This window comes from Streptomyces sp. NPDC056987 (assembly GCF_042673865.1).
GTDB lineage: Bacteria > Actinomycetota > Actinomycetes > Streptomycetales > Streptomycetaceae > Streptomyces.
Map to the genome: position 1 here is coordinate 44,675 of NZ_JBHURV010000046.1, position 20,506 is coordinate 65,180.

Genomic DNA, 20,506 nt, shown 5'->3' on the forward strand with positions numbered 1-20,506 from the left:
ATCAACAGCGAGGCCGGCGAATCGGACCCGGCCCGTGAGGCAGACGAAACATGAGACGGGCGCGCTGCTGCGCGCCCACCTGGCGGCCGCTTCGGGCCGTCCCCACGCCACCGGGTACTGCCCGGTCTGCCATCGCCTCCAGCGGCTCGTCGACGAGTCCGTGACGGCTCCCGGCGCCGCTCCGGAGGGCGGCGGTTTCCTCATGGTGAAGTTACCCGGCGGCCAACCCCCTCCCGCAGCCTGACGTTTGACTGGTGTTCGGCTGCCGGCCGGCGGTCGTGCCGCCGTCGTCGCGCCTCCGTCCCGCGTGGCGGAGTGCGTTCCGGGTCCCTGGCGACCATGATCTGACAAGTGCCCACGAGCGGTTCGCGCGCCGTTGGCAAGAGTTGAAGGATGTGACGGGAGTCACGCAGTAACTTCCTGCAAAGGCAGGACTTACACCCTGCCTACAAGGCATCAATTTCATATGTGCAATTGCACTCCCCGTCCGAGCCTTCCCCACCCGTTCCCCGTCACCACCGGAACCACTCGTTCCACACCGTTTCCGCGCACAAAAAAATCGCGCCGGACTCGGCGGAGTCCGGCGCGATCGGCGACTTACCCGTCTTGCGTGGGCATGGCACCTGTTGGGGCAGGTGCCCGTCGTGTGGAGCCATGGGTCGGGACGACCGGATATGGGGGACCCGGCTGTGCCCTGCTTGGTTTGAGCCCTAAATGAGCCTTACTGGGGTGTTCAGGCCTCGCTGCGCTGCTGCGGAATACCCGCAAGCAGTGCGCGGACCTCTGCCTCGCGATACCGGCGATGCCCACCGAGCGTGCGGATGGACGTGAGCTTGCCGGCCTTTGCCCAGCGTGTGACCGTCTTCGGGTCCACACGGAACATCGTGGCAACCTCAGCCGGGGTCAGCAGCGGCTCGGCATCAGGGGTGCGAGCGGTCATGAGCGGCCTCCTCGGGAGAACCGAACCTTCTCGGTTCTTTCCTCTAAATTCTGCACCTTGACCCGCGTTGCCCGAAATGGCGGACGCGGGTCGAGTCGGTTATAGGACGAACGGCTTGTCCTCGGCACTACAACTACACCATCCGTCCAGCCACGTAGGCCAAACCGATGGAATTGCCCTCTGAGGTGTTCATCAGCGGCGGAAGCCGATGGACCATGCCATAGCGGACAGTCACGTCACAGATACGATCAGTCACAGAATGATCAGGAGTCACTGGCCCCCCTACAAAGAGTGCAATGCCGAGCATTCCGCCCATACTTGGACGGATGGAGCCCTCCCCGGACTCCTTGTCCTATTTTGACACGAGGAGGGGCGATGGGCGCAAGAGCCCCGTTAGTGCGGTCCGTCACCCTTGAGGCATTGGCCCGGATCGGGACCTCTGCCCCGGTGCCCGGTTCAAGGTCCGGCCAAGCCCGTTCCATGGCTTCCCCATGACCGTTTGACCGAGCGGGCGGGCCGGGTAGGAGTGAGCGCCTCCCGGCGGAATACGGCGCACCCGGCCCGCACGCTCAGCTGGCGTGCTGCCGGTCCCGCACCGCGCGCCAGCGCTCCATGAGCCGGGCGTACGCCTCCCCCGCCGCCTCGCCGTCCCCGTCCCGCAGCGCCGCGACCGCCGCCGCCACATCGGCGGCCGAGCGGTCGTCCGCCAGCTGCTCGCGGGACATCACGTGGACGAGACCGCCGTAGTCCAGTTCGACCAGTGAACGCGGGTGGAACTCCTCCAGCCACCGCCCCACCTCGACCAGACCTTCGACCACGGGCCCGTCGTCCAGCGTCTCCCGCAGCGTCTTCAGCGCGCGGGCCAGCCGCCGCCTGGCCTGCACCATCGGGGTCCGGTAGCGCAGCACGGGCGCCGGGTCGCCGGCCTCCGGCGACGCGTCCGTGACGGGGCTCTCCTTCTCGTACAGCCGCTCCTCGTCGGAGAAGAGCGCGAACCAGCCCACCGGGACCTGCCAGCGGGCCGTCCTGATCCACGGCCGCGCGTCCGGATTCCGGTCCCGCCAGTGCTCGTAGTCCGAGGTGGCCTGAAATCGCACCACCGGCGGGAGCACCGCGTCCAGCAGCGGGGCGGGCAGCGTCCGGCTCAGCTCCTCCAGCGCCAGCCAGCCGCGCAGCCGCGTCCGCCACGGACAGACGCACACCACGCCGTCCACCTCGGTGACGAACGCCTCCCCGCTCTCGTGCACCGGCACGGGCACCGGCGGGGTGGGCAGCAGGTCCGCGAGGGAGCGCCGCAGCTCGTCCTGGGCGCCGGGCGTACGGTCCCGCTTGGCGTAGCGCGCCCAGTGACTCCTCTCCGGTTCGGGGAAGGCCCCCAGCGGCTCGTACACCCGCAGGTAGGACGCGTAAGGGACATGGACAGAAGACACCGCCGGCATGGGCCGCATCGTCCCATGTCCGTCACCCCCGAGGGGGTGATCCTCGGCACTGCGGCTGATCCACGACCGCAAAGGACTTACTCTCTTGCTTGCCCGACGGTCGCTCCACCACCCACCGGAGGGACCGACGCCGTTTCTTACTGGGGAGTCACCACCGTGACCGATGTTTCCGGCGCGCACAACGACGTACTGCACACCCTGTTCCGCTCGGAGCAGGGGGGCCATGAGCAGGTCGTGCTCTGCCAGGACCGCGCCAGCGGCCTCAAGGCCGTCATCGCGATCCACTCGACCGCCCTGGGCCCGGCCCTCGGCGGCACCCGCTTCTACCCGTACGCCTCCGAGGAGGAGGCCGTCGCCGACGCGCTGAACCTCTCCCGGGGCATGTCGTACAAGAACGCCCTCGCCGGGCTCGACCACGGCGGCGGCAAGGCGGTGATCATCGGGGACCCCGAGCAGATCAAGAGCGAAGAGCTCCTGCTGGCCTACGGCCGGTTCGTGGCCTCGCTCGGCGGCCGGTACGTCACGGCGTGCGACGTCGGTACGTACGTGGCGGACATGGACGTCGTCGCACGCACCTGCGCCTGGACCACCGGGCGCTCCCCCGAGAACGGCGGCGCGGGCGACTCCTCCGTCCTGACCGCCTTCGGCGTCTTCCAGGGCATGCGGGCGAGCGCCCAGCACCAGTGGGGCGACCCGTCGCTGCGCGGGCGCCGGGTCGGCATCGCGGGTGTCGGGAAGGTGGGGCACCACCTGGTGGAGCACCTGCTCAAGGACGGTGCCGAGGTCGTGGTCACGGATGTGCGCGAGGCGTCGGTACGCCGGGTGACGGAGGCGCACCCGCAGGTCACCGCCGTGGCCGACACGGAGACGCTGATCCGTACCGAGGGCCTGGACATCTACGCGCCCTGCGCGCTCGGCGGTGCGCTGGACGACGCGTCCGTGCCCGTGCTCACCGCGGCGATCGTCTGCGGGGCGGCCAACAACCAGCTCGCCCACCCGGGCGTCGAGAAGGACCTCGCCGACCGCCGGATCCTGTACGCGCCCGACTACGTGGTGAACTCGGGCGGCGTCATCCAGGTCGCCGACGAGCTGCACGGCTTCGACTTCGAGCGGTGCCGCGCCAATGCCGCGAAGATCTTCGACACGACTCTTTCGATCTTCGCACGTGCGAAGGAGGACGGGATTCCGCCGGCCGCCGCGGCCGACCGGATCGCCGAGCACAGGATGGCCGAAGCGCGTCATCCCCGAGGATGATCACCCAGCAGGCCCGAGGAGTCACCGAGCGTGTTCACCGGCGTACGGGCGGGGCGGGGAGCGGGCCGGGGGCGGGCGGGGAGACCAGACTCACGCCGGTCGGCGGGTCGCCCCTCCAGAAGAGGTTAAAATCGCTGCTGACCAGCGAGGACGGGGCGTCTCGCCGGCCCTGCACCGGGGCGCGTCATGCGGGCGGCGTACCGTATGGCCGCGGAAGCAGGTACCGTTGAAGCCCTACGGACGGGTGTCTCCGCGGAGAGCTCGTTCTGATTCATGAACGCGTGTCAAGACTCTGGGGCCGTCGAGCCCCGTCACCGAGGGGGTCGAGCCATGGGGCGCGGCCGGGCCAAGGCCAAGCAGACGAAGGTCGCCCGCCAGCTGAAGTACAACAGCGGCGGGACAGACCTGTCGCGTCTGGCCAACGAGCTGGGCGCATCGCCTTCAAGTCAACCGCCGAACGGCGAGCCGTTCGAGGATGACGACGAGGAAGATGACCCGTACGCAAAGTACGCGGACCGCTACAACGCGGATCGGTACAACGACGACGAGGACGAGGACGGCGAGTCCGGCCCCTCGGCCCGGCGCCGCGGCGCTTGACGTCGTACATCCCGAGCGTCAGCTCGTCATCAGCATCAGCCCGGTCCGGGGCGCGCAGCCCTGGACCGGGTTCTGTGCTGTCCGCACCGGGCTCCCTGCCGGGTTCCGTGCCGGCCGCGCACTCCCGCGCCGGCCGTGGAGTCCGGTAGTCGGCGGCGCGGGTCGGCACGTCAGCTCGCGTAGTCGCCGGTCAGCGCAGCTCCGGTGGTGTGGTCCGCGCGCTCGGTGATCTCGCCGGCGATCCACGCCTCCACACCGCGGTCGGCGAGGGTGGTGAGGGCGGCGTCGGCGGACTCCGCCGGGACGACCGCCATCATGCCCACGCCCATGTTCAGCGTCTTCTCCAGCTCCAGGCGCTCCACCTGGCCCGCCGTGCCGATCACGTCGAAGACGGCGCCGGGCGTCCACGTCGAGCGGTCCACCGTGGCGTGCAGCCCGTCCGGGATCACCCGGGCGAGGTTGGCCGCCAGGCCGCCGCCGGTGATGTGGCTGAACGCGTGCACCTCGGTCGTCCTGGTGAGGGCCAGGCAGTCCAGCGAGTAGATCTTGGTGGGCTCCAGCAGCTCCTCGCCGAGCGTCCGGCCGAACTCGGGGACCTCGCGCTCCAGCGACCAGCCGGCCCGGTCGAAGACCACGTGGCGGACGAGCGAGTACCCGTTCGAGTGAAGTCCTGAGGACGCCATCGCGATGACCGCGTCCCCCGTACGGATGCGATCAGCGCCGAGCAGCCGGTCCGCCTCGACCACGCCGGTGCCGGCGCCGGCAACGTCGAAGTCGTCCTCGCCGAGGAGTCCGGGGTGCTCGGCGGTCTCGCCGCCGACCAGGGCGCAGCCGGCCAGCACACAGCCTTCGGCGATGCCCTTGACGATGGCGGCGACCCGCTCGGGGTGGACCTTGCCGACGCAGATGTAGTCGGTCATGAAGAGCGGCTCGGCGCCGCAGACGACGAGGTCGTCGACGACCATGCCGACGAGGTCGCGGCCGATCGTGTCGTACACGCCCATCTTGCGGGCGAGGTCGACCTTCGTGCCGACGCCGTCGGTGGCGGAGGCGAGCAGCGGGCGTTCGTAGCGCTTGAGGGCGGAGGCGTCGAAGAGGCCGGCGAACCCGCCGAGGCCGCCGAGGACCTCGGGGCGCTTCGTCTTCCTCACCCACTCCTTCATCAGCTCGACCGCGCGGTCACCGGCTTCGATGTCGACGCCCGCGGCGGCATAGCTGGCACCAGTAGTCGTTTCGGACATGGCTGGGTACTTTCCTGTCGTCGTGAGGTCGTCGAACATCATGCGGAGGGCCCGGGACGGTGCGGCGCGGGCGGCGCTACGGCCTGCGCAGCGCGTCGGACGCGGCGGTGGCGGCCGGTCCCGCCGCCAGCTCGGTCTCCAGGAGCTGCTTGCCGAGCAGCTCGGGGTCGGGGAGCTCCATCGGGTACTCGCCGTCGAAGCAGGCGCGGCAGAGGTTGGGCTTGGCGATCGTGGTCGCCTCGATCATCCCGTCGATGGAGATGTACGAGAGCGAGTCGGCGCCCAGGGAGACGCCGATCTCCTCGACCGTCATGCCGTTGGCGATCAGCTCCGCGCGGGTGGCGAAGTCGATGCCGAAGAAGCACGGCCACTTGACCGGCGGGGACGAGATCCGGATGTGGACCTCGGCGGCGCCCGCCTCCCGGAGCATCTTGACGAGGGCGCGCTGGGTGTTGCCGCGGACGATCGAGTCGTCGACGACCACCAGGCGCTTGCCGCGGATGACTTCCTTCAGCGGGTTCAGCTTCAGCCGGATGCCCAGCTGGCGGATGGTCTGGGACGGCTGGATGAAGGTCCGGCCGACGTAGGCGTTCTTGACGAGACCGGATCCGTACGGGATACCGCTGGCCTCCGCGTACCCGATGGCGGCGGGGGTGCCGGACTCGGGCGTGGCTATGACCAGATCTGCCTCGACCGGGGCCTCCTGGGCCAGTTTCCGGCCCATCTCGACCCGGGAGAGATAGACGTTCCGACCGGCGATGTCCGTATCCGGGCGGGCCAGGTAGACGTACTCGAAGACGCAGCCCTTGGGCTTCGCTTCCGCGAATCGCTGCGTACGCAGACCGTTCTCGTCGATGGCGATCAGCTCGCCGGGCTCGATCTCGCGGACGAAGGAGGCGCCGCAGATGTCGAGGGCCGCGCCCTCGGAGGCGACGACCCAGCCGCGCTCCAGCCGGCCGAGGACGAGCGGGCGGATGCCCTGCGGGTCGCGGGCGGCGTAGAGGGTGTGCTCGTCCATGAAGACGAACGAGAAGGCGCCCTGGACGTCGGGCAGGATCCTGGCGGCGGCTTCCTCGACCGTGAGGGACTTGCCGTCGGCGTCCGACTGGCTGGCCAGCAGGGCCGTGACCAGGTCGGTGTCGTTGGTGGCGGCGACCCGGGTCGTCCGGCCGTTCTCCTTGGGCAGGTCCGCGACCATCTCGGCGAGCTGGGCGGTGTTGACCAGATTGCCGTTGTGGCCGAGCGCGATGGAGCCGTGGGCCGTGGCCCGGAAGGTCGGCTGCGCGTTCTCCCACACCGAGGCTCCGGTGGTGGAGTAGCGGGCATGGCCCACCGCGATATGCCCCACGAGGGAGCTGAGGGAGGTTTCGTCGAAGACCTGTGAGACGAGGCCCATGTCCTTGAAAACCAGGATCTTGGACCCGTTGCTCACTGCGATGCCCGCGGACTCCTGTCCACGGTGCTGTAGGGCATACAGTCCGAAATAGGTGAGCTTGGCGACCTCTTCACCCGGGGCCCAGACTCCGAAGACGCCGCAAGCGTCCTGGGGGCCTTTCTCTCCGGGGAGCAGGTCGTGGTTGAGTCGTCCATCACCACGAGGCACGCCACCGAGTGTAGGCGAGATCGACCACTGGTCCGAATTGGGGATGCGGACCAGGGCCCCCGCGGACCCTTCCGGCTACTTCTCCGGGGTGGCAGCGAGGGCTCCGATCCCCTCCCCCTCGGCGGTCTTGAGGTTGAGGTCCCGGTGGCGCAGCTCATATGTGACCTTGCCCTCCAGCACCTTCTGCACCTGGCGTTCCAGGGTCATCCCGGGTCCGGGGCAGAGCTTGCGGGTGGCGGTGATCCGGCCGAGGGTGAGGGTCGTGTCCGTGACGGTGGCGGGCGCCTTGAAGCGGTTGCAGCCGAGGCTGCCCTCGACGGAGCCGGTGCGCTCCCCGTCCTTGCCGGCCTGAGCTTCCTTACCCAGAGTGATCGTGAAGAACGCCTTGCCCTCGGCGCCCTGCGGCACGGAGGTCGCCGTCTCGTTCTCGGTGAGCGAGCCGACCGTCCACCTGGTCCCGGCGAGGGGCGCGGCGTCCTCGGGCTCCTCGGAGGTCAGCGCGATCGTGTCGCCGTCCGCCGTGGTGAGGGTGAGCTTCTTGTCCTGGACCTTGGCGGTGAGCTTCCCGGCGAACGCGCCGTCGAGCGCCTTCTCGAAGCCCTCCATCTCCTTGTCGCAGCCGACCAGGGTGGTGTCCTTCTCACCGATGGTGACGGTGTCGCCCTCGACGGTGACATCCGCGCTGATGCGGTTGCAGCCGGTCTGCGCGCTGGCCCGGCCCTGGGGGCTGATCTCGACGCCGGCGCCGGCGGGCGCGGCGGTCTTCCTGCCGTCCACCGTCACGCTGTCGACGCTCCAGCGGACGCCGGTGAGCGGCAGATCGGTCTGTACGGACCCGCCGCCGGCCCGGTTCCCGGTGCCGGATCCGGCACCGGACCCGTCCTTCGTCTCGGTGCCGCAGGCGGTCAGCGCGAGCAGCGCGGCCGTGGTGACGGCGGCGATGTGAGTGACGCGAGGGCCATGGATGATCTTCTGTTTCCGCATACCCGTGGGACGAGGCGGGTCACGGTACGGTTCCGCCTCGCCCGTGCGTCTCCCGGCCCGTCACCCCATCAGCGGGAGCAGACCACCGAGATCCGCCCGCTCCCCGCTCGCGCCGACCCGCGCCGCGTCGATCTCGGTGCGCCAGTCCGTACGGCCGGTGGCCAGCCGGATCCATGTCAGCGGATCGGTCTCCACCACGTTGGGCGGGGTCCCCCGGGTGTGCCGCGGCCCGGCCACGCACTGCACGACGGCGTACGGCGGCACCCGTACCTCGGTGGCCGAACCGGGCGCCTTGACGGCGAGCGCGTCGGCGAGCACCCGGGTACAGGCGGCGAGCGCCTGCCGGTCGAAGGGCACGGCGAGCCCGGCGGCGCGGTTGAGGTCGTCGGTGTGGACGATCAACTCGACGGTCCGGGTGACGAGATAGTCCCCGAGCCGCATCGCCCCGAGCCGCATCGCCACCACCCGGTCGTCGTCGGCGCCGGGCAGCAGTGCCTCGATCCGGGCGGCGGTACGGGCGAACAACTCGTCCGGGGCGGCCGACGCGGCGTACTCGGTGACGCTCCCGGAGATGGCACCGGCGTGCGCGGCTGTGGCGAAGGGCCAGGTGGCGAGGGTGACGGGCTCCCCCCGCCGGTCCCGGTCCCGGTCCCGGGTCCGCCCCTCCTGCTCGATCTGCTCGATCTGCTCGATCTGCTCGATGTAGAGGTTGACGGACTCGACCGCCATGCACAGATGCGCGGCCAGTTCCCGCACTCTCCACTCCCCGAGCCCGCTGGGCGACGCGAGCTGCTCGGGGGTGAGGCGTCCGACCGCCGCGCGGACATTCCCGAACTGGGCCAGCACGGCGGCCCGGATCTTGGCGGAGTCGTAGCTGCGGGCACGCTTCTTGGCAGGTGGCATGGGGCGAGGTTAACGAGGTCGACAGGGTCAGGAGAGCCAGTCGGCGTAGTGGGTGGGGGCGAGGTGGGCGTCCTTGTCAGTGAGGACGTCGCCCTTGACGGCGGCGAACATGCCGGCCGTGGGGTCGGTGACGACCGTACGGCTGCCGCCCTTGCGGGACAGGGTGATACGGCCCACCTCGTCGAGGGAGAAGATCTCCGGGCCGGCGATGTTGCGGATGCCGTTCAGCGGGGCGCCCGCGGCGACCTCGGCCACCGCGGCGGCCACGTCCTTGGCGGCGATCGGCTGGATCGGGGTGGCGGGCAGCCGGACGGTGTCGCCGTCGGTGGTCCAGGACATGGTGGCGTCCATGAACTCCATGAACTGTGTCGCCCGGACGATCGAGTACGGGACCGGCCCGGCGGCGAGGAGGTTCTCCTGGAGCACCTTGGCGCGGTAGTAGTCCAGCTCCGGCACCTGCTCCGCGCCGACGATCGAGAGGATGACGAAGTGGCCGACGCCGCCCCTGCCGGCCGCGGCCAGCAGGTTGTCCATGGAGGTCTGGAAGAAGGCCAGGGAGGCCTCGTCGAACGTCGGGGAGTTCGTCAGGTTGACGACGACGTCGGCGCCCGCCAACGCAGCGTCCAGCCCCTGGCCGCTGATGACGTCCACCCCGCTGGACAGCGAGTGCGGTACCGCCTCGTGTCCGGCGGCGTTCAGATTCTTGACGACCTGCGATCCGATGAGCCCGGTACCGCCGATGACTGCGACCTTCATGACATGCCTTTCATTCGTCTTTGCGCTTATTCGTCTTTGTGTGAAATATGACACTTGGGTAGTTATGTGGGCAGGGCAATGACCGGCGCTCGCCGCCGACCGCGGGTGACGTCAGCGGCCGTCGACGAACGTGACTGTCTCGTCGAGCGGCGCGCGGCCCGTACGGACGTCGCCGCCCGCCGTGACGCACTCGAATCCGATCGACATGCCGCAGAAGAGGATGAGCTCCTCCGGGGGTGACAGGACCGCCGCGACGGTCCTGTGGAACTTCGCCCACGCCATCTGCGTACAGCTGTGCAGTCCTTCGGCACGGAGCAGCAGCATGACGGTCTGCAGATACATGCCGACGTCGGACCACTGGGGCCGGCCCATGCCGCGGTCGATGTAGCAGAACAGGGCGGCGGGCGCGCCGAAACAGTCCCAGTTCGCGGAGGCGGCGCGCTGGCGCGCCTCGGTGTCCTCCCGCGGAATGCCGAGCGCTCCGTAACGCTGCTCACCGAAAGCGGACCGGCGCTCGTGGTACGGGGACTTCAGCGCGGGCGGGTACATCTCGTACTCCGCCTCGTCCCAGGAGTCGCCCGCGGCCAGGCGCCCGACGGCGCGCTTCTTGATCTCGGCCAACGGCTCACCGGTCACGACATAGGCGCGCCACGGCTGGAGGTTCGAGCCGGACGGCGCCCGGGCCGCGGCGGACAGCACGCGCTCCAGCGCCTCCCTCGGGACGGGCCGGTCGGTGAATCCGCGCACCGCTCGCCGGCTCGTGACCGCCTGGTAGACGTCCATGATCACCCCGCCTCCATCCGCTTCAACGGGTTCGTGGGTTCGTCGTCATCCATCTTCATTACACTCACGACCGTATCATTCGATACCGTATCGTGTGCAACTATCGTCGGGCCCACGAAAGCCCCGGCCCCGGCTTCCCGCCGGGGACACCATTCCTTGGAGAAAACCCATGACCACACTGCTGCACATCGACTCGTCCGTGCTCCCGGGCGCGGCGTCCTCGTCCCGTTCGGTCTCGGCCGCCTTCCGCAGGACCTGGGAGGAGCAGCACCCGGAGGGCACGGTGATCTACCGCGACCTGGCCGCCGACCCCGTCCCGCACATCACCGCCGCGGCCTGGACCGCCGGTTTCACCGCCCCCGCCGAGCGCACCCCGGAGCAGTCCGCCGCGTTCGCCGCGCGCGTGCAGCTCATCGAGGAACTGGAGGCGGCGGACGCCATCCTGATCGGCGCCCCCATGTACAACTTCTCGATCCCGTCGACCCTGAAGGCATGGCTGGACAGCGTGTTCCTGCTCGGGCGCACCGCGGGCGGGGCCCCCTCGGCCCAGGGCACTCCGGTGATCGTCATCGCCAGCCGCGGCGGCTCCTACGCGCCGGGCACCCCGCGCGAGGGCTACGAGTTCGTACAGAACTATCTGGAGGCAGTCCTGAAGGAAACGCTCGGCCTGGACCTCGACTTCATCGTCCCGGAACTCACCCTGGCCCCCCGCAACCCGGCCATGTCGGAACTGGTCCCCCTCTACGAGGTGTCCCGCAAGCGCGCCTTCGAGGAAGCGGCCACCAAGGCCAAGGAACTCGCGGAACGGCTCGCCGCGGAAGCCGCCGGGAGGGACGCGCGTTAAGCCTCGGGACCCGCGGGGTGGGCCAACCGGGTCAGCAAGTCCGTCAGCTGCTCGGGCCCGCCGGGTCCCAGTTCGGCGGCCAGGTGCTCGGCCAGCGGCTCCGCCGCCGCATGGGCCGCGTCGAAGAGTTCGCGTCCCTGAGACGTGATCTCCACCGCCCGCACCCGCCGGTCACCCGGAACGGCCCTGCGTACGGCGAGCCCCTTCCGCTCCAGGTCGTCCACGACCCGCATGATCCCCGCCTTGTCCGACCCCGTCTCCGCCGCCAGGTCACGCTGGACCGTGGGCCCGCGATTGACCAGCACGATCAGCACCGCGAAATGCCGCAGCTCGACGCCGAGCGGCCGAAGTGCCTCACCCATCACCGCGGCGGCGCGCCAGTGCGCCCGGCGCAGCAGCAGGCCGAGAGCGAACGGCGAGACATCCCCGGGGCGGTCGGTCGCATGTGAGGCGCTGGTCTGGTGAGGAACGTCGGCGGCCATGAAACAGAGACTACTTCACTCAATACGGTATCGATTGAAACTAAATCCCGGTCACGAAGTTCTCGCCGTTCGACGGGACACCGACACCCCTCCAGCGGAACGGGATGCCGCGGGCGACGTTCAGGTCCGGGTGGTCCATGAGCTGGAAGTGGAGGTGCGGCTCGCTGGAGTTGCCCGAGTTCCCGCAGCGGGCCAGGGGCTGCCCGGCCGAGACGCGGTCGCCCACGCCGACCTCCAGCGAGCCCTGCCGGAGGTGGGCGTAGGCCGCGTACGTACCGTTCCCGAGGTCGAGGATCAGGTGGTTGCCGAAGATCCGGTGCGCCCCGACGAGGTCCCGTACCACGCTCTCGAAGAGCATCAGATAGACCAGGCCGGCCAGGGAGTTCCTGCTGAGGTGGTCGCGCTGGCCGTCGGAAGCGTGGACGACCGTCGCGTCGGCCACCGCGAGCAGCGGTGCGCCGAAGGCCGGGAAGTCCTCGTTGCGGCGGGCGACCGGCCACAGCCACGCGAACGCCGGACGGGACGGCGGCGGCGTGGTGGACGCCGGTCCTGCCGTGCCGGGCGAGCCGGACTCCGGGCTGAGCGTGTCGGGCGTGCCGGCCTCCGGACCGCGCGGGCCGGCCTCCGGGCCTGGCTCCGCCACGATGTCGATCGCGTACGCCTGCCCGTACCCGTACGTCCCATGGCTCGGCACCTTGTCCGCCGGGCTGTTCACCGCCTGCCAGCACCCCCTGACCGGCGGGTCCACCTCCACCGCCGGCGGGCGCACCGCGTGCTGGGCGCGGGCCGTGCGCCCCATCCACACCAGCAGCGCGATCCCGATCCCCGCGGGCAGCCAGATCCACCAGTAGCTGAAGGGCAGGCTGACGTGCGCCCCGACGAAGACCAGGACGCAGAACACCAGCCAGGACAGCCGGAAGGCGGTCATGGCCCGCGCCCGGCTCCGGCGGCCCTTCTCCTTCTCCATCTCACTCACGGACATCGTTTCGTTCCCCCCGGTGGTTCGATCGGTCATGGGTGGTGACGGAGCTACGGGCCCGCGGCGGTGATCATCACCAGCAGCGGTACGACCCGGGCCGCCGGGATCTCGTACCGCCCCCGGCCCGGTGTGTGCAGCCAGCCGGTGCCGGTCAGTTGGCGCAGGTGGTGGTAGAGCTGGCCGGTGGTGCCGAGTCCGTCCACCTCCGCCAGCTCGGCCGTCGTGCGCCGGCCGCCGAGGATCTCGCGCAGCAGGCGGAGCCGTACGGGATGGCCGAGCGCGGCGAAGGACTCCGAGGTCCCCGACCAGTCGGCGGCGAGCAGTCCGTCGGTGAGCGCGCCGTACTGCCACTCGTACCGCTCGCCCGCGGGCAGCCGTACGGAGCCGGTGTAGAGCACTCCCCCGCCCGGCGAACCGGCCCTCTTCAGCTCCGACTTGAGGTGGTGCAGCGCCCAGAGGTCGCCGCCGGGCAGCGGCGACTCCGCGCCGTCCGTCCCGGCCGTCCCGTCCGCGCCCCGGGCGCCGGATCGGCTCCCGGCCCCGCGATCGCGGTCCGCGCGCTCCAACGCCGCCAGCCTGCGCTCCAGTTCGGCGACGCGCTCCTCAAGCTCCATGCCGCGATACTACGTAACTACGTAATACTTAGGGAAGGCGGCGCTCGTGCGCGGCGCACGGGCACACAGCTGAGCCCCCGCCCCGGAAAACCCGGGACGGGGGCTCAACTCGGACCGTCAGGCCGTCAGGCCGTGAGTGCGTCACGCCTCGCGCGGGCGCTCCAGCGTCAGCAGCAGTCCCTCGACCGCGCCCGGACCGATCCGGCCCTTGACGTCCGCCGCCGTGATGGACTTCAGCGCCCAGCCGTCCTCGGCGTGCTTGTTGAGGATCTTCTCCAGCTTGTCGCCGTCCAGGGCGTCGCCTATGAGCGATTCCCGGAACGTGACGACCTTGTACTCGTACGACATGGTGCCTTCCCCTCCTGATTGATCCTGGTCGATCCTGGTTGACGCCTGGTCACTCCTGGTCGACGCCTGGTTGACGTGACCGAACGGCGGCGCTCAGGCCAGCAGCGCCGGAATCGTCGCCTCGTGCGCGTCCCTCAGCTCGCCCAGCGGGATGCCGAACTCGCCCTGCACCTCGATCTCCTCGCCGTCCACGACCCCGATCCGGGTCACGGGCAGCCCGCGCGCCCCGCACATGTCGGTGAAGCGGAGCTCCTCGCTGCGCGGTACGGCGACGACCGCGCGGCCCGCCGACTCGCTGAACAGGAGTGTGAACGCGTCGAGCCCGTCCGGTACGACCAGCCGCGCACCGTGCCCGCCGCGCAGGCAGGACTCCGTCACCGCCTGGATCAGACCGCCGTCGCTCAGGTCGTGCGCCGCGTCGATCATGCCGTCGCGGGACGCCGAGATCAGGATCTCGCCGAGCAGCTTCTCCCGGTCCAGGTCCACGGCCGGCGGCAGCCCGCCCAGGTGGTCGTGGACGACCTGGGACCAGGCGGAACCGCCGAACTCCTCGCGGGTGTCGCCGAGCAGGTAGAGAAGCTGGCCCTGCTCCGCGAAGGCGATCGGCGTACGGCGGTTGACGTCGTCGATCACACCGAGGACGGCCACGACCGGCGTCGGGTGAATCGCCGTCTCGCCCGTCTGGTTGTAGAGCGAGACATTGCCGCCGGTCACCGGCGTACCCAACTGGAGGCAGCCGTCGGCCAGTCCACGCGTCGCCTCGGCGAACTGCCACATCACGGCCGGGTCCTCGGGCGAGCCGAAGTTCAGGCAGTCGGAGATGGCGAGCGGGGTGGCTCCGGAGGCGGCCACGTTGCGGTACGCCTCCGCCAGCGCGAGCTGCGCGCCCGTGTACGGGTCGAGCTTCGCGAAGCGGCCGTTGCCGTCCGTCGCCATCGCCACGCCCAGGTTCGACTCCTCGTCGATCCGGACCATGCCGGCGTCCTCGGGCTGCGCCAGCACCGTGTTGCCCTGCACGAAACGGTCGTACTGGTCGGTGATCCACGCCTTCGACGCCTGGTTCGGCGACGCGACCAGCCGCAGCACCTGCTCGCGCAGCTCGGCCGAGGTGGCCGGGCGGGCGAGCTTGTTCGCGTCGTCCGCCTGGAGGGCGTCCTGCCAGTCGGGGCGCGCGTAGGGCCGCTCGTACACCGGACCGTCATGGGCGACGGAGCGCGGCGGTACGTCGACGATCTGCTCACCGTGCCAGAAGATCTCCAGGCGCTCGCCCTCGGTCACCTCACCGATGACCGTGGCGATGACGTCCCACTTCTCGCAGATCTCCATGAAGCGGTCGACCTTGCCGGGCTCGACGACCGCGCACATGCGCTCCTGCGACTCGCTCATGAGGATTTCCTCGGGCGAGAGGGTCGCGTCACGCAGCGGTACGGTGTCCAGCTCGACCCGCATCCCGCCGGAGCCGGCCGACGCCAGCTCGCTCGTCGCGCAGGAGAGGCCGGCGCCGCCGAGGTCCTGGATCCCGGCGACGAGCTTCTCCGCGAAGATCTCCAGGGTGCACTCGATGAGGAGCTTCTCCTGGAAGGGGTCACCGACCTGCACGGCGGGCCGCTTGGCCGGACCGGTGGACTCGAAGGTCTCGCTCGCCAGCACCGAGACGCCGCCGATGCCGTCGCCGCCCGTGCGGGCGCCGTACAGGATCACCTTGTTGCCCGCGCCGGACGCCTTCGCGAGGTGGATGTCCTCGTGCTTCATCACGCCGATGCAGCCGGCGTTGACCAGCGGGTTGCCCTGGTAGCAGGCGTCGAAGACGACCTCGCCGCCGATGTTCGGCAGGCCGAGGCAGTTGCCGTAACCGCCGATGCCCGCGACGACCCCGGGCAGCACCCGCTTGGTGTCCGGGTGGTCGGCCGCTCCGAAGCGCAGCGGGTCGACGACGGCGACCGGTCGGGCACCCATGGCGAGGATGTCGCGGACGATGCCGCCGACGCCGGTGGCCGCGCCCTGGTAGGGCTCGATGTACGAGGGGTGGTTGTGCGACTCGACCTTGAAGGTGACCGCGTACCCCTGGCCGACGTCCACGACGCCCGCGTTCTCGCCGATGCCGACGAGCATCGCGTCGTTCGCGGGCGCCTTCTCGCCGAACTGCCGCAGGTGGACCTTGCTGCTCTTGTACGAGCAGTGCTCGGACCACATGACGGAGTACATGGCCAGCTCGGCGCCGGTGGGACGGCGCTCCAGGATCTCGCGGATCCGGGCGTACTCGTCCTCCTTGAGGCCGAGTTCCTTCCAGGGCTGCTCGGCGTCGGGGGTGCCGAGCGCGTGCTTGACCGTGTCGAGGTTCTTGATGGTCATCAGGCGCTTACCAGCTTCTTCAGGATCGAGGTGAAGAATCCGAGGCCGTCGGTACGGCCCGTACCGATCAGCGGTTCCACGGCGTGCTCGGGGTGCGGCATGAGGCCGACGACGTTGCCCGCCGCGTTGGTGATCCCGGCGATGTCGCGCAGCGAACCGTTCGGGTTCCCGTCCAGGTAGCGGAAGGCGACCCGGCCCTCGGCCTCCAGCGCGTCGAGCGTGCGCTCGTCGGCGACGTACCGGCCGTCGATGTTCTTGAGCGGTACGGAGATTTCCTGGCCGGCGGAATAGTCGGCGGTCCAGGCGGTGTCCGCGCTCTCCACCCGCAGTTTCTGATCGCGGCAGATGAAGTGCAGATGGTTGTTACGGAGCATCGCCCCTGGAAGGAGATGCGACTCGGTGAGGATCTGGAAGCCGTTGCAGATGCCGAGAACCGGCATACCGGCCTTCGCCTGCTCAATGATCGTTTCCATCACCGGCGAGAACCGGGAGATGGCACCGGCCCGCAGATAATCGCCGTAACTGAAACCGCCTGCCAGGACAACCGCGTCGACCTGATGGAGATCTTTGTCGCGGTGCCACAGCGATACCGGCTCGGCACCGGCGATACGGACGGCCCGCAGGCTGTCCCGGTCGTCGAGGGTGCCGGGGAAGGTGACGACTCCGATACGAGACGTCACTTCGACTCCTCGGCCGTCGCGGCGGCGGCGACGGCCCCGTCACGCCCGCCGGCCTCGTCAGCTTCATCGATCTTCACTACGAAGTCCTCGATGACGGTGTTGGCGAGAAAGGTTTCGGCCATCTCATGGATGCGGGCGAGGGCGGCCTCGTCGACCGGCCCCGCCACCTCCAGCTCGAAACGCTTTCCCTGGCGGACGTCGGCGATCCCCTCGAAGCCCAGGCGGGGCAGTGCGCGCTGCACCGCCTGGCCCTGCGGGTCGAGGATCTCCGGCTTGAGCATGACGTCGACTACGACGCGTGCCACGTGCACTCCCGGTGGTGTGGTGCGGCTGGTTCTCGCTGTTGCGTTCTCCGGGGAATCCCCCAGACCCCCCGAGGTACCTCAGCGTACCCGGCCGGAAAATCTACGCGGGTAGATATGTCCGTTTTCTGGATCCGCGCGAACGGCGGGACGGCCGGGGCCACCGCGGGACAGTGCCGGGAAAAATCCCGGAAAAAAATCTCGCCACCCATTGCCGCAGGACACGCTGATGTAATTGGGTGGGCTTCACAATGCGGTCTCTTTCGCTGTACAAAGGAATACAGCGGAAAGAAGCATTGCCCCATAAGAGCCGGAAGGCCGGTATCGCAGCACGTCAACACGTTTCCCGCACATGTCGGGCACGTTCGGGCGTGAGCGGGTGCCGCAAGAAAGGACCTGAATCCGTGGCGCAGCGCGTAGTGGTCACGCTCTCCGACGACATCGACGGCGGGGATGCGGCGGAAACGGTCGCGTTCGGCCTGGACGGGAAGTCGTACGAGATCGACCTCAATCCTGCCAACGCGAAGAAACTGCGTAAGGCCCTGGCCCCCTTCATGGCGGCGGGCCGAAAGCAGACAAATGCCAGTAAGCACGGCAAGTCACGCTCGCGTACGACCTACCGGCACACGGCGCTCGCTCCCGACCCGGCGGCGGTGCGGGCCTGGGCGCAGTCCCACAAGGTGGAGGTGCCGGCGCGCGGCCGGATCCCGAAGCGGGTGTACGAGGCGTTCCACCAAGCGAGTTGAACGGCGGGCGGGCGCGGGGCGCCGGAGACGGACCGGGCAGGGCGCGCGAACCGGAGGCGGCCCCGGACAGGGCGCGGGGCACCGGAGGCGGACCCGGGTGCGAACAGAGCGCGGGCCGGACGCCGACGGAAGCGCCGGGGCCGCGCCGGGTCTCCGCCTGGTTCGTATCCGGGCCGCGCCCGGTTCGCACCCGGGTCCGCGCCCGTTCCGTGTGCGGGTTCACGCCCGGCTCGTGCCCGGCTCGCGCCCGGTTCGTACCCGGGCTCACGCCGGTCGAGTGACCTGGCTCCGCACCGAGTTGCACACCACCCCCACTGATCGGCTAGAGTTTGGAACACGCCGAGGGGCAAGGCCGAAAAGCCGAAGCCCAGGCAGCGTGCGGGTGTAGTTCAGTAGTAGAACGCCCCCTTTCCAAGGGGGAGGCGCAGTGTGCAATTCCTGTCACCCGCTCTACATCGCTTCCGGTCCGGCTCAATGGATCAGGTAGAGTGATGAGCGCATCGGTCAGCCGGTGCGATGCGGACGTAGCTCAGTTGGTAGAGCGCAACCTTGCCAAGGTTGAGGTCGCCAGTTCGAACCTGGTCGTCCGCTCGTGAAGAATGAAGGCCCTGGTCCCCGGACCAGGGCCTTCTTCGTGTCCTCTCCTCCTCATAAGCCTCCGCTCACCGCCGCACGTCCCGCGAAATGACAAATGTCATCGGAGACGGTGACAGGGCGCACTGCCGAAGGGCCCGCTCCGCCGGAACCCTTGAAGACATGACTCAGGCATCGACGCAGGTTTCGGCCCACCCGCCCCGGGACGACGGCGCCGCGCCCGCCCCGGCGATCGACGTGAACGCCTTGCGGCGCACGTACACCGGCGGATTCCACGCGGTCGACGGGATCTCCTTCTCCGTGCCGCGCGGCGAGCTGTTCGCACTGCTCGGGACGAACGGCGCGGGCAAGACGTCCACCGTCGAGCTGCTGGAGGGCCTGGCCCGGCCCAGCGGCGGCACGATCCGGGTGCTGGGGCACGATCCGTACACCGAACGGGCCGCCGTGCGACCCCGGGTGGGCGTGATGCTCCAAGAGGGCGGCTTCCCCTCCGACCTGACGGTCACGGAAACGGTGCGGATGTGCGCCGGGTGCACCAGCGGCGCGCGCCCGACCGGTGAGGCGCTGGAACTGGTGGGGATGGGCCACCGGGCCGGCGTACGGGTCAAGCAGCTCTCCGGCGGCGAGAAGCGGCGCCTGGACCTGGCGCTCGCGCTGCTCGGACGGCCCGAGGTGCTCTTCCTGGACGAGCCGACGACGGGGCTGGACGCCGAAGGGCGGCGCGACACCTGGGAGTTGGTGCGGGAGCTGCGGGCGGGCGGCACCACCGTGCTGCTGACCACGCACTACCTGGAGGAGGCCGAGACCCTCGCCGACCGGCTGGCGATCATGCACAGGGGCCGGATCGAGGTCTCCGGCACCCCGGCCGAGGTGACCGCGGCCCGGCCCGCGCGGATCCGCTTCACGCTGCCCGCCGGCGTCCCCGCCGGACGGCTCCCGCTGTCGCTGCACGCGGCGGAGCGCGGCGACGGGCAGATGGAGATCCGCACCCGGCGGCTCCAGCGGGACCTGGGGGAACTCCTGCGCTGGGCCGAGGAGTCGGACGTGGAACTGGCGACGCTGGACGCCCGTTCCGCCTCCCTCGAAGAGGCATTTCTGGATATCGCGTCGGAGCGCGCGGAAACGGGGGACGCACGATGAGCAGGACGGACGGCAGCGCGGATGACGGGGCGGTCGAGGTGATCGATCCGGGGACGACGCGTCGGGCGGGCGCGACAGGCGCGGCGGGCGCGACAGGCACGACAGGCACGACGGGCACGACGAAGGACCCGGCCGGCGGGCCGCGGACGACGGCCGCCGGGCGGCTCAAGGCGCTCGGGCAGGCGGAGTACGTCATGCTCGTCCGGAACAGGACCGCGCTCTTCTCCGCGCTGATCGTGCCGGTGGCCATGATCGGGGCGATCAAGGCGTCTCTCAGGGAGGTCGACCTCGGCAAGGTCGGGATGACCGGCATCGAGGTCGCGATGGCCGGCAGCATCGGCATGGTGCTGATCATGGGGGTGTACGCCAACCTCTCCGCCGCGTACACGGCCCGCCGCGAGGACCTGGTGCTCAAGCGGCTCCGTACGGTCGAGGCGTCCGACCGCGAGATCCTCGCCGGTACGGCGCTGCCCGCGGTCGTGCTGGCCTTCGCGCAGTCCTGCCTGATGATCGCGGGCGGGGTCGCGTTCCTGGGGGTGCCCGCGCCGGAGAACCCGCTGCTGCTGCTCGGCGGACTGCTGGCCGGGCTGCTGCTGCTCACCTCGCTGGCGGCCGCGACCTCGGCGTTCACCCGTACCGTGGAGAGCGCCCAGATCACCACAATGCCGCTGTTCCTGATCTCGGTGGTGGGCTCCGGTCTCTTCGTACCGCTGCAGGTGCTGCCGGACCGGGTGGCCACCATCTGCGAACTGCTGCCCGTGACCGGCGTGATGACCCTGATACGGGCGGGCTGGCTGGGCGGTACGGAGGGGTATGACCTCCTCACGGCGGCGCTGACCGCCCTGGTCTGGATCGTGCTGGCCGGCTTTGCCGTACAGCGGTGGTTCCGCTGGGAGCCGCGCCGCTGAGAACCGCTGAGGGCCGT

At 70.0% G+C, this 20,506-nt stretch carries 22 protein-coding genes and 2 tRNA genes; 9 read left to right on the forward strand and 15 right to left on the reverse strand.

The genetic code is table 11. The annotated features are described in order from the left end of the window. Positions 1 to 34 precede the first annotated feature (34 nt). Positions 35 to 244: a DUF6274 family protein gene (locus ACFTZC_RS35830; RefSeq protein ID WP_382897222.1), complete on the forward strand. Its 210-nt coding sequence runs from the start codon at positions 35 to 37 to the stop codon at positions 242 to 244. Between the two features lie 489 nt (positions 245 to 733). Here ACFTZC_RS35830 and bldC read toward each other — a convergent pair whose 3' ends face one another. Further along, positions 734 to 940, reverse strand: coding sequence for a developmental transcriptional regulator BldC (gene bldC, locus ACFTZC_RS35835; protein ID WP_003949541.1), 207 nt, complete (start codon positions 938 to 940; stop codon positions 734 to 736). Positions 941 to 1,509: 569 nt separating this feature from the next. Beyond that, positions 1,510 to 2,379 (reverse strand): hypothetical protein, encoded by an 870-nt coding sequence (locus ACFTZC_RS35840; RefSeq protein ID WP_382897225.1) that lies wholly within the window; start codon positions 2,377 to 2,379, stop codon positions 1,510 to 1,512. Positions 2,380 to 2,535: 156 nt separating this feature from the next. On the opposite strand from ACFTZC_RS35840, the gene ACFTZC_RS35845 reads away from it, so the two are divergent. Both ACFTZC_RS35845 and ACFTZC_RS35850 read left to right on the forward strand, forming a co-directional pair. Beyond that, positions 2,536 to 3,633 (forward strand): Leu/Phe/Val dehydrogenase, encoded by a 1,098-nt coding sequence (locus tag ACFTZC_RS35845; protein WP_382897227.1) that lies wholly within the window; start codon positions 2,536 to 2,538, stop codon positions 3,631 to 3,633. 330 nt (positions 3,634 to 3,963) lie between these two features. Continuing rightward, the gene (locus ACFTZC_RS35850) at positions 3,964 to 4,230 is read left to right on the forward strand and encodes a DUF3073 domain-containing protein (protein WP_365810575.1); all 267 of its coding nucleotides are present in this window, start codon (positions 3,964 to 3,966) and stop codon (positions 4,228 to 4,230) included. A 170-nt stretch (positions 4,231 to 4,400) separates the two neighbouring features. On the opposite strand, the gene purM is transcribed toward ACFTZC_RS35850, so the two are convergent. The 6 genes from purM to ACFTZC_RS35880 all read right to left on the reverse strand — a co-directional run bounded on the left by purM (position 4,401) and on the right by ACFTZC_RS35880 (position 10,500). After that, positions 4,401 to 5,471, reverse strand: coding sequence for a phosphoribosylformylglycinamidine cyclo-ligase (gene purM / locus ACFTZC_RS35855; RefSeq protein WP_382897230.1), 1,071 nt, complete (start codon positions 5,469 to 5,471; stop codon positions 4,401 to 4,403). A 76-nt stretch (positions 5,472 to 5,547) separates the two neighbouring features. Continuing rightward, the gene (gene purF / locus ACFTZC_RS35860) at positions 5,548 to 7,074 is read right to left on the reverse strand and encodes an amidophosphoribosyltransferase (RefSeq protein WP_382897233.1); all 1,527 of its coding nucleotides are present in this window, start codon (positions 7,072 to 7,074) and stop codon (positions 5,548 to 5,550) included. Between the two features lie 75 nt (positions 7,075 to 7,149). After that, a complete protein-coding gene (locus ACFTZC_RS35865; protein WP_382897235.1) occupies positions 7,150 to 8,058 on the reverse strand; it encodes an META domain-containing protein in 909 nt (302 codons plus the stop codon). Between the two features lie 60 nt (positions 8,059 to 8,118). After that, entirely contained in the window at positions 8,119 to 8,961 is an 843-nt protein-coding gene (locus ACFTZC_RS35870) for a sterol carrier family protein (protein ID WP_382897238.1), read from the reverse strand. A gap of 27 nt (positions 8,962 to 8,988) precedes the next feature. Further along, entirely contained in the window at positions 8,989 to 9,717 is a 729-nt protein-coding gene (locus ACFTZC_RS35875; protein ID WP_382897240.1) for an SDR family oxidoreductase, read from the reverse strand. Positions 9,718 to 9,828: 111 nt separating this feature from the next. Next, positions 9,829 to 10,500 (reverse strand): nitroreductase, encoded by a 672-nt coding sequence (locus tag ACFTZC_RS35880; protein WP_382897243.1) that lies wholly within the window; start codon positions 10,498 to 10,500, stop codon positions 9,829 to 9,831. Positions 10,501 to 10,669: 169 nt separating this feature from the next. Between ACFTZC_RS35880 and ACFTZC_RS35885 the strand changes: the two genes are divergently transcribed. Next, positions 10,670 to 11,344, forward strand: coding sequence for an FMN-dependent NADH-azoreductase (locus tag ACFTZC_RS35885; RefSeq protein ID WP_382897246.1), 675 nt, complete (start codon positions 10,670 to 10,672; stop codon positions 11,342 to 11,344). Here the strand turns inward: ACFTZC_RS35885 and ACFTZC_RS35890 are convergent. The 7 genes from ACFTZC_RS35890 to purS all read right to left on the reverse strand — a co-directional run bounded on the left by ACFTZC_RS35890 (position 11,341) and on the right by purS (position 17,104). Continuing rightward, positions 11,341 to 11,826: a MarR family winged helix-turn-helix transcriptional regulator gene (locus tag ACFTZC_RS35890; protein WP_382897248.1), complete on the reverse strand. Its 486-nt coding sequence runs from the start codon at positions 11,824 to 11,826 to the stop codon at positions 11,341 to 11,343. The two genes, ACFTZC_RS35885 and ACFTZC_RS35890, sit on opposite strands and share 4 nt — an antisense overlap. A gap of 40 nt (positions 11,827 to 11,866) precedes the next feature. Then, a complete protein-coding gene (locus tag ACFTZC_RS35895) occupies positions 11,867 to 12,808 on the reverse strand; it encodes a M23 family metallopeptidase (RefSeq protein ID WP_382897251.1) in 942 nt (313 codons plus the stop codon). A 47-nt stretch (positions 12,809 to 12,855) separates the two neighbouring features. After that, the gene (locus ACFTZC_RS35900; RefSeq protein ID WP_382897253.1) at positions 12,856 to 13,419 is read right to left on the reverse strand and encodes an ArsR/SmtB family transcription factor; all 564 of its coding nucleotides are present in this window, start codon (positions 13,417 to 13,419) and stop codon (positions 12,856 to 12,858) included. A 141-nt stretch (positions 13,420 to 13,560) separates the two neighbouring features. Then, entirely contained in the window at positions 13,561 to 13,767 is a 207-nt protein-coding gene (locus tag ACFTZC_RS35905) for a DUF4177 domain-containing protein (RefSeq protein WP_365810593.1), read from the reverse strand. A gap of 93 nt (positions 13,768 to 13,860) precedes the next feature. Beyond that, a complete protein-coding gene (purL, locus tag ACFTZC_RS35910) occupies positions 13,861 to 16,119 on the reverse strand; it encodes a phosphoribosylformylglycinamidine synthase subunit PurL (protein WP_382897256.1) in 2,259 nt (752 codons plus the stop codon). Continuing rightward, positions 16,119 to 16,799, reverse strand: a complete 681-nt coding sequence (purQ, locus tag ACFTZC_RS35915; protein WP_382897259.1) for a phosphoribosylformylglycinamidine synthase subunit PurQ — start codon at positions 16,797 to 16,799, stop codon at positions 16,119 to 16,121. Before purQ ends, purL begins: the two co-directional genes overlap by 1 nt. Next, on the reverse strand, positions 16,796 to 17,104 hold the full coding sequence (gene purS / locus ACFTZC_RS35920; protein WP_382897262.1) for a phosphoribosylformylglycinamidine synthase subunit PurS: 309 nt from the start codon (positions 17,102 to 17,104) through the stop codon (positions 16,796 to 16,798). Before purS ends, purQ begins: the two co-directional genes overlap by 4 nt. 401 nt (positions 17,105 to 17,505) lie before the next feature. Here purS and ACFTZC_RS35925 point away from each other — a divergent pair, with 401 nt between their 5' ends. The 5 genes from ACFTZC_RS35925 to ACFTZC_RS35945 all read left to right on the forward strand — a co-directional run bounded on the left by ACFTZC_RS35925 (position 17,506) and on the right by ACFTZC_RS35945 (position 20,489). Further along, complete coding sequence (locus ACFTZC_RS35925; protein WP_382897265.1) at positions 17,506 to 17,847, forward strand: Lsr2 family protein; 342 nt, start codon at positions 17,506 to 17,508, stop codon at positions 17,845 to 17,847. A gap of 378 nt (positions 17,848 to 18,225) precedes the next feature. Continuing rightward, a tRNA-Gly gene (locus ACFTZC_RS35930) sits at positions 18,226 to 18,297 on the forward strand. Positions 18,298 to 18,365: 68 nt separating this feature from the next. Beyond that, positions 18,366 to 18,438: transfer RNA gene (locus ACFTZC_RS35935), tRNA-Gly, on the forward strand. Between the two features lie 165 nt (positions 18,439 to 18,603). Continuing rightward, positions 18,604 to 19,581: an ABC transporter ATP-binding protein gene (locus ACFTZC_RS35940; RefSeq protein ID WP_382897268.1), complete on the forward strand. Its 978-nt coding sequence runs from the start codon at positions 18,604 to 18,606 to the stop codon at positions 19,579 to 19,581. After that, positions 19,578 to 20,489 carry an ABC transporter permease gene (locus ACFTZC_RS35945; RefSeq protein ID WP_382897271.1) on the forward strand — a complete coding sequence of 304 codons (912 nt, stop codon included), beginning with the start codon at positions 19,578 to 19,580 and terminating at the stop codon, positions 20,487 to 20,489. Before ACFTZC_RS35940 ends, ACFTZC_RS35945 begins: the two co-directional genes overlap by 4 nt. Positions 20,490 to 20,506 lie beyond the last annotated feature (17 nt).

Coding starts and splice junctions, on each gene's coding strand:
- purM (WP_382897230.1), bottom strand. CDS start 5,471: ATGTCCGAAACGACTACTGGTGCCAGCTATGCCGCCGCGGGCGTCGAC.
- ACFTZC_RS35875 (WP_382897240.1), bottom strand. CDS start 9,717: ATGAAGGTCGCAGTCATCGGCGGTACCGGGCTCATCGGATCGCAGGTC.
- ACFTZC_RS35885 (WP_382897246.1), top strand. CDS start 10,670: ATGACCACACTGCTGCACATCGACTCGTCCGTGCTCCCGGGCGCGGCG.
- ACFTZC_RS35890 (WP_382897248.1), bottom strand. CDS start 11,826: ATGGCCGCCGACGTTCCTCACCAGACCAGCGCCTCACATGCGACCGAC.
- ACFTZC_RS35905 (WP_365810593.1), bottom strand. CDS start 13,767: ATGTCGTACGAGTACAAGGTCGTCACGTTCCGGGAATCGCTCATAGGC.
- ACFTZC_RS35850 (WP_365810575.1), top strand. CDS start 3,964: ATGGGGCGCGGCCGGGCCAAGGCCAAGCAGACGAAGGTCGCCCGCCAG.
- bldC (WP_003949541.1), bottom strand. CDS start 940: ATGACCGCTCGCACCCCTGATGCCGAGCCGCTGCTGACCCCGGCTGAG.
- ACFTZC_RS35840 (WP_382897225.1), bottom strand. CDS start 2,379: ATGCCGGCGGTGTCTTCTGTCCATGTCCCTTACGCGTCCTACCTGCGG.
- purL (WP_382897256.1), bottom strand. CDS start 16,119: ATGACCATCAAGAACCTCGACACGGTCAAGCACGCGCTCGGCACCCCC.
- ACFTZC_RS35880 (WP_382897243.1), bottom strand. CDS start 10,500: ATGGACGTCTACCAGGCGGTCACGAGCCGGCGAGCGGTGCGCGGATTC.
- ACFTZC_RS35900 (WP_382897253.1), bottom strand. CDS start 13,419: ATGGAGCTTGAGGAGCGCGTCGCCGAACTGGAGCGCAGGCTGGCGGCG.
- ACFTZC_RS35895 (WP_382897251.1), bottom strand. CDS start 12,808: ATGTCCGTGAGTGAGATGGAGAAGGAGAAGGGCCGCCGGAGCCGGGCG.
- ACFTZC_RS35940 (WP_382897268.1), top strand. CDS start 18,604: ATGACTCAGGCATCGACGCAGGTTTCGGCCCACCCGCCCCGGGACGAC.
- ACFTZC_RS35945 (WP_382897271.1), top strand. CDS start 19,578: ATGAGCAGGACGGACGGCAGCGCGGATGACGGGGCGGTCGAGGTGATC.
- ACFTZC_RS35865 (WP_382897235.1), bottom strand. CDS start 8,058: ATGCGGAAACAGAAGATCATCCATGGCCCTCGCGTCACTCACATCGCC.
- ACFTZC_RS35870 (WP_382897238.1), bottom strand. CDS start 8,961: ATGCCACCTGCCAAGAAGCGTGCCCGCAGCTACGACTCCGCCAAGATC.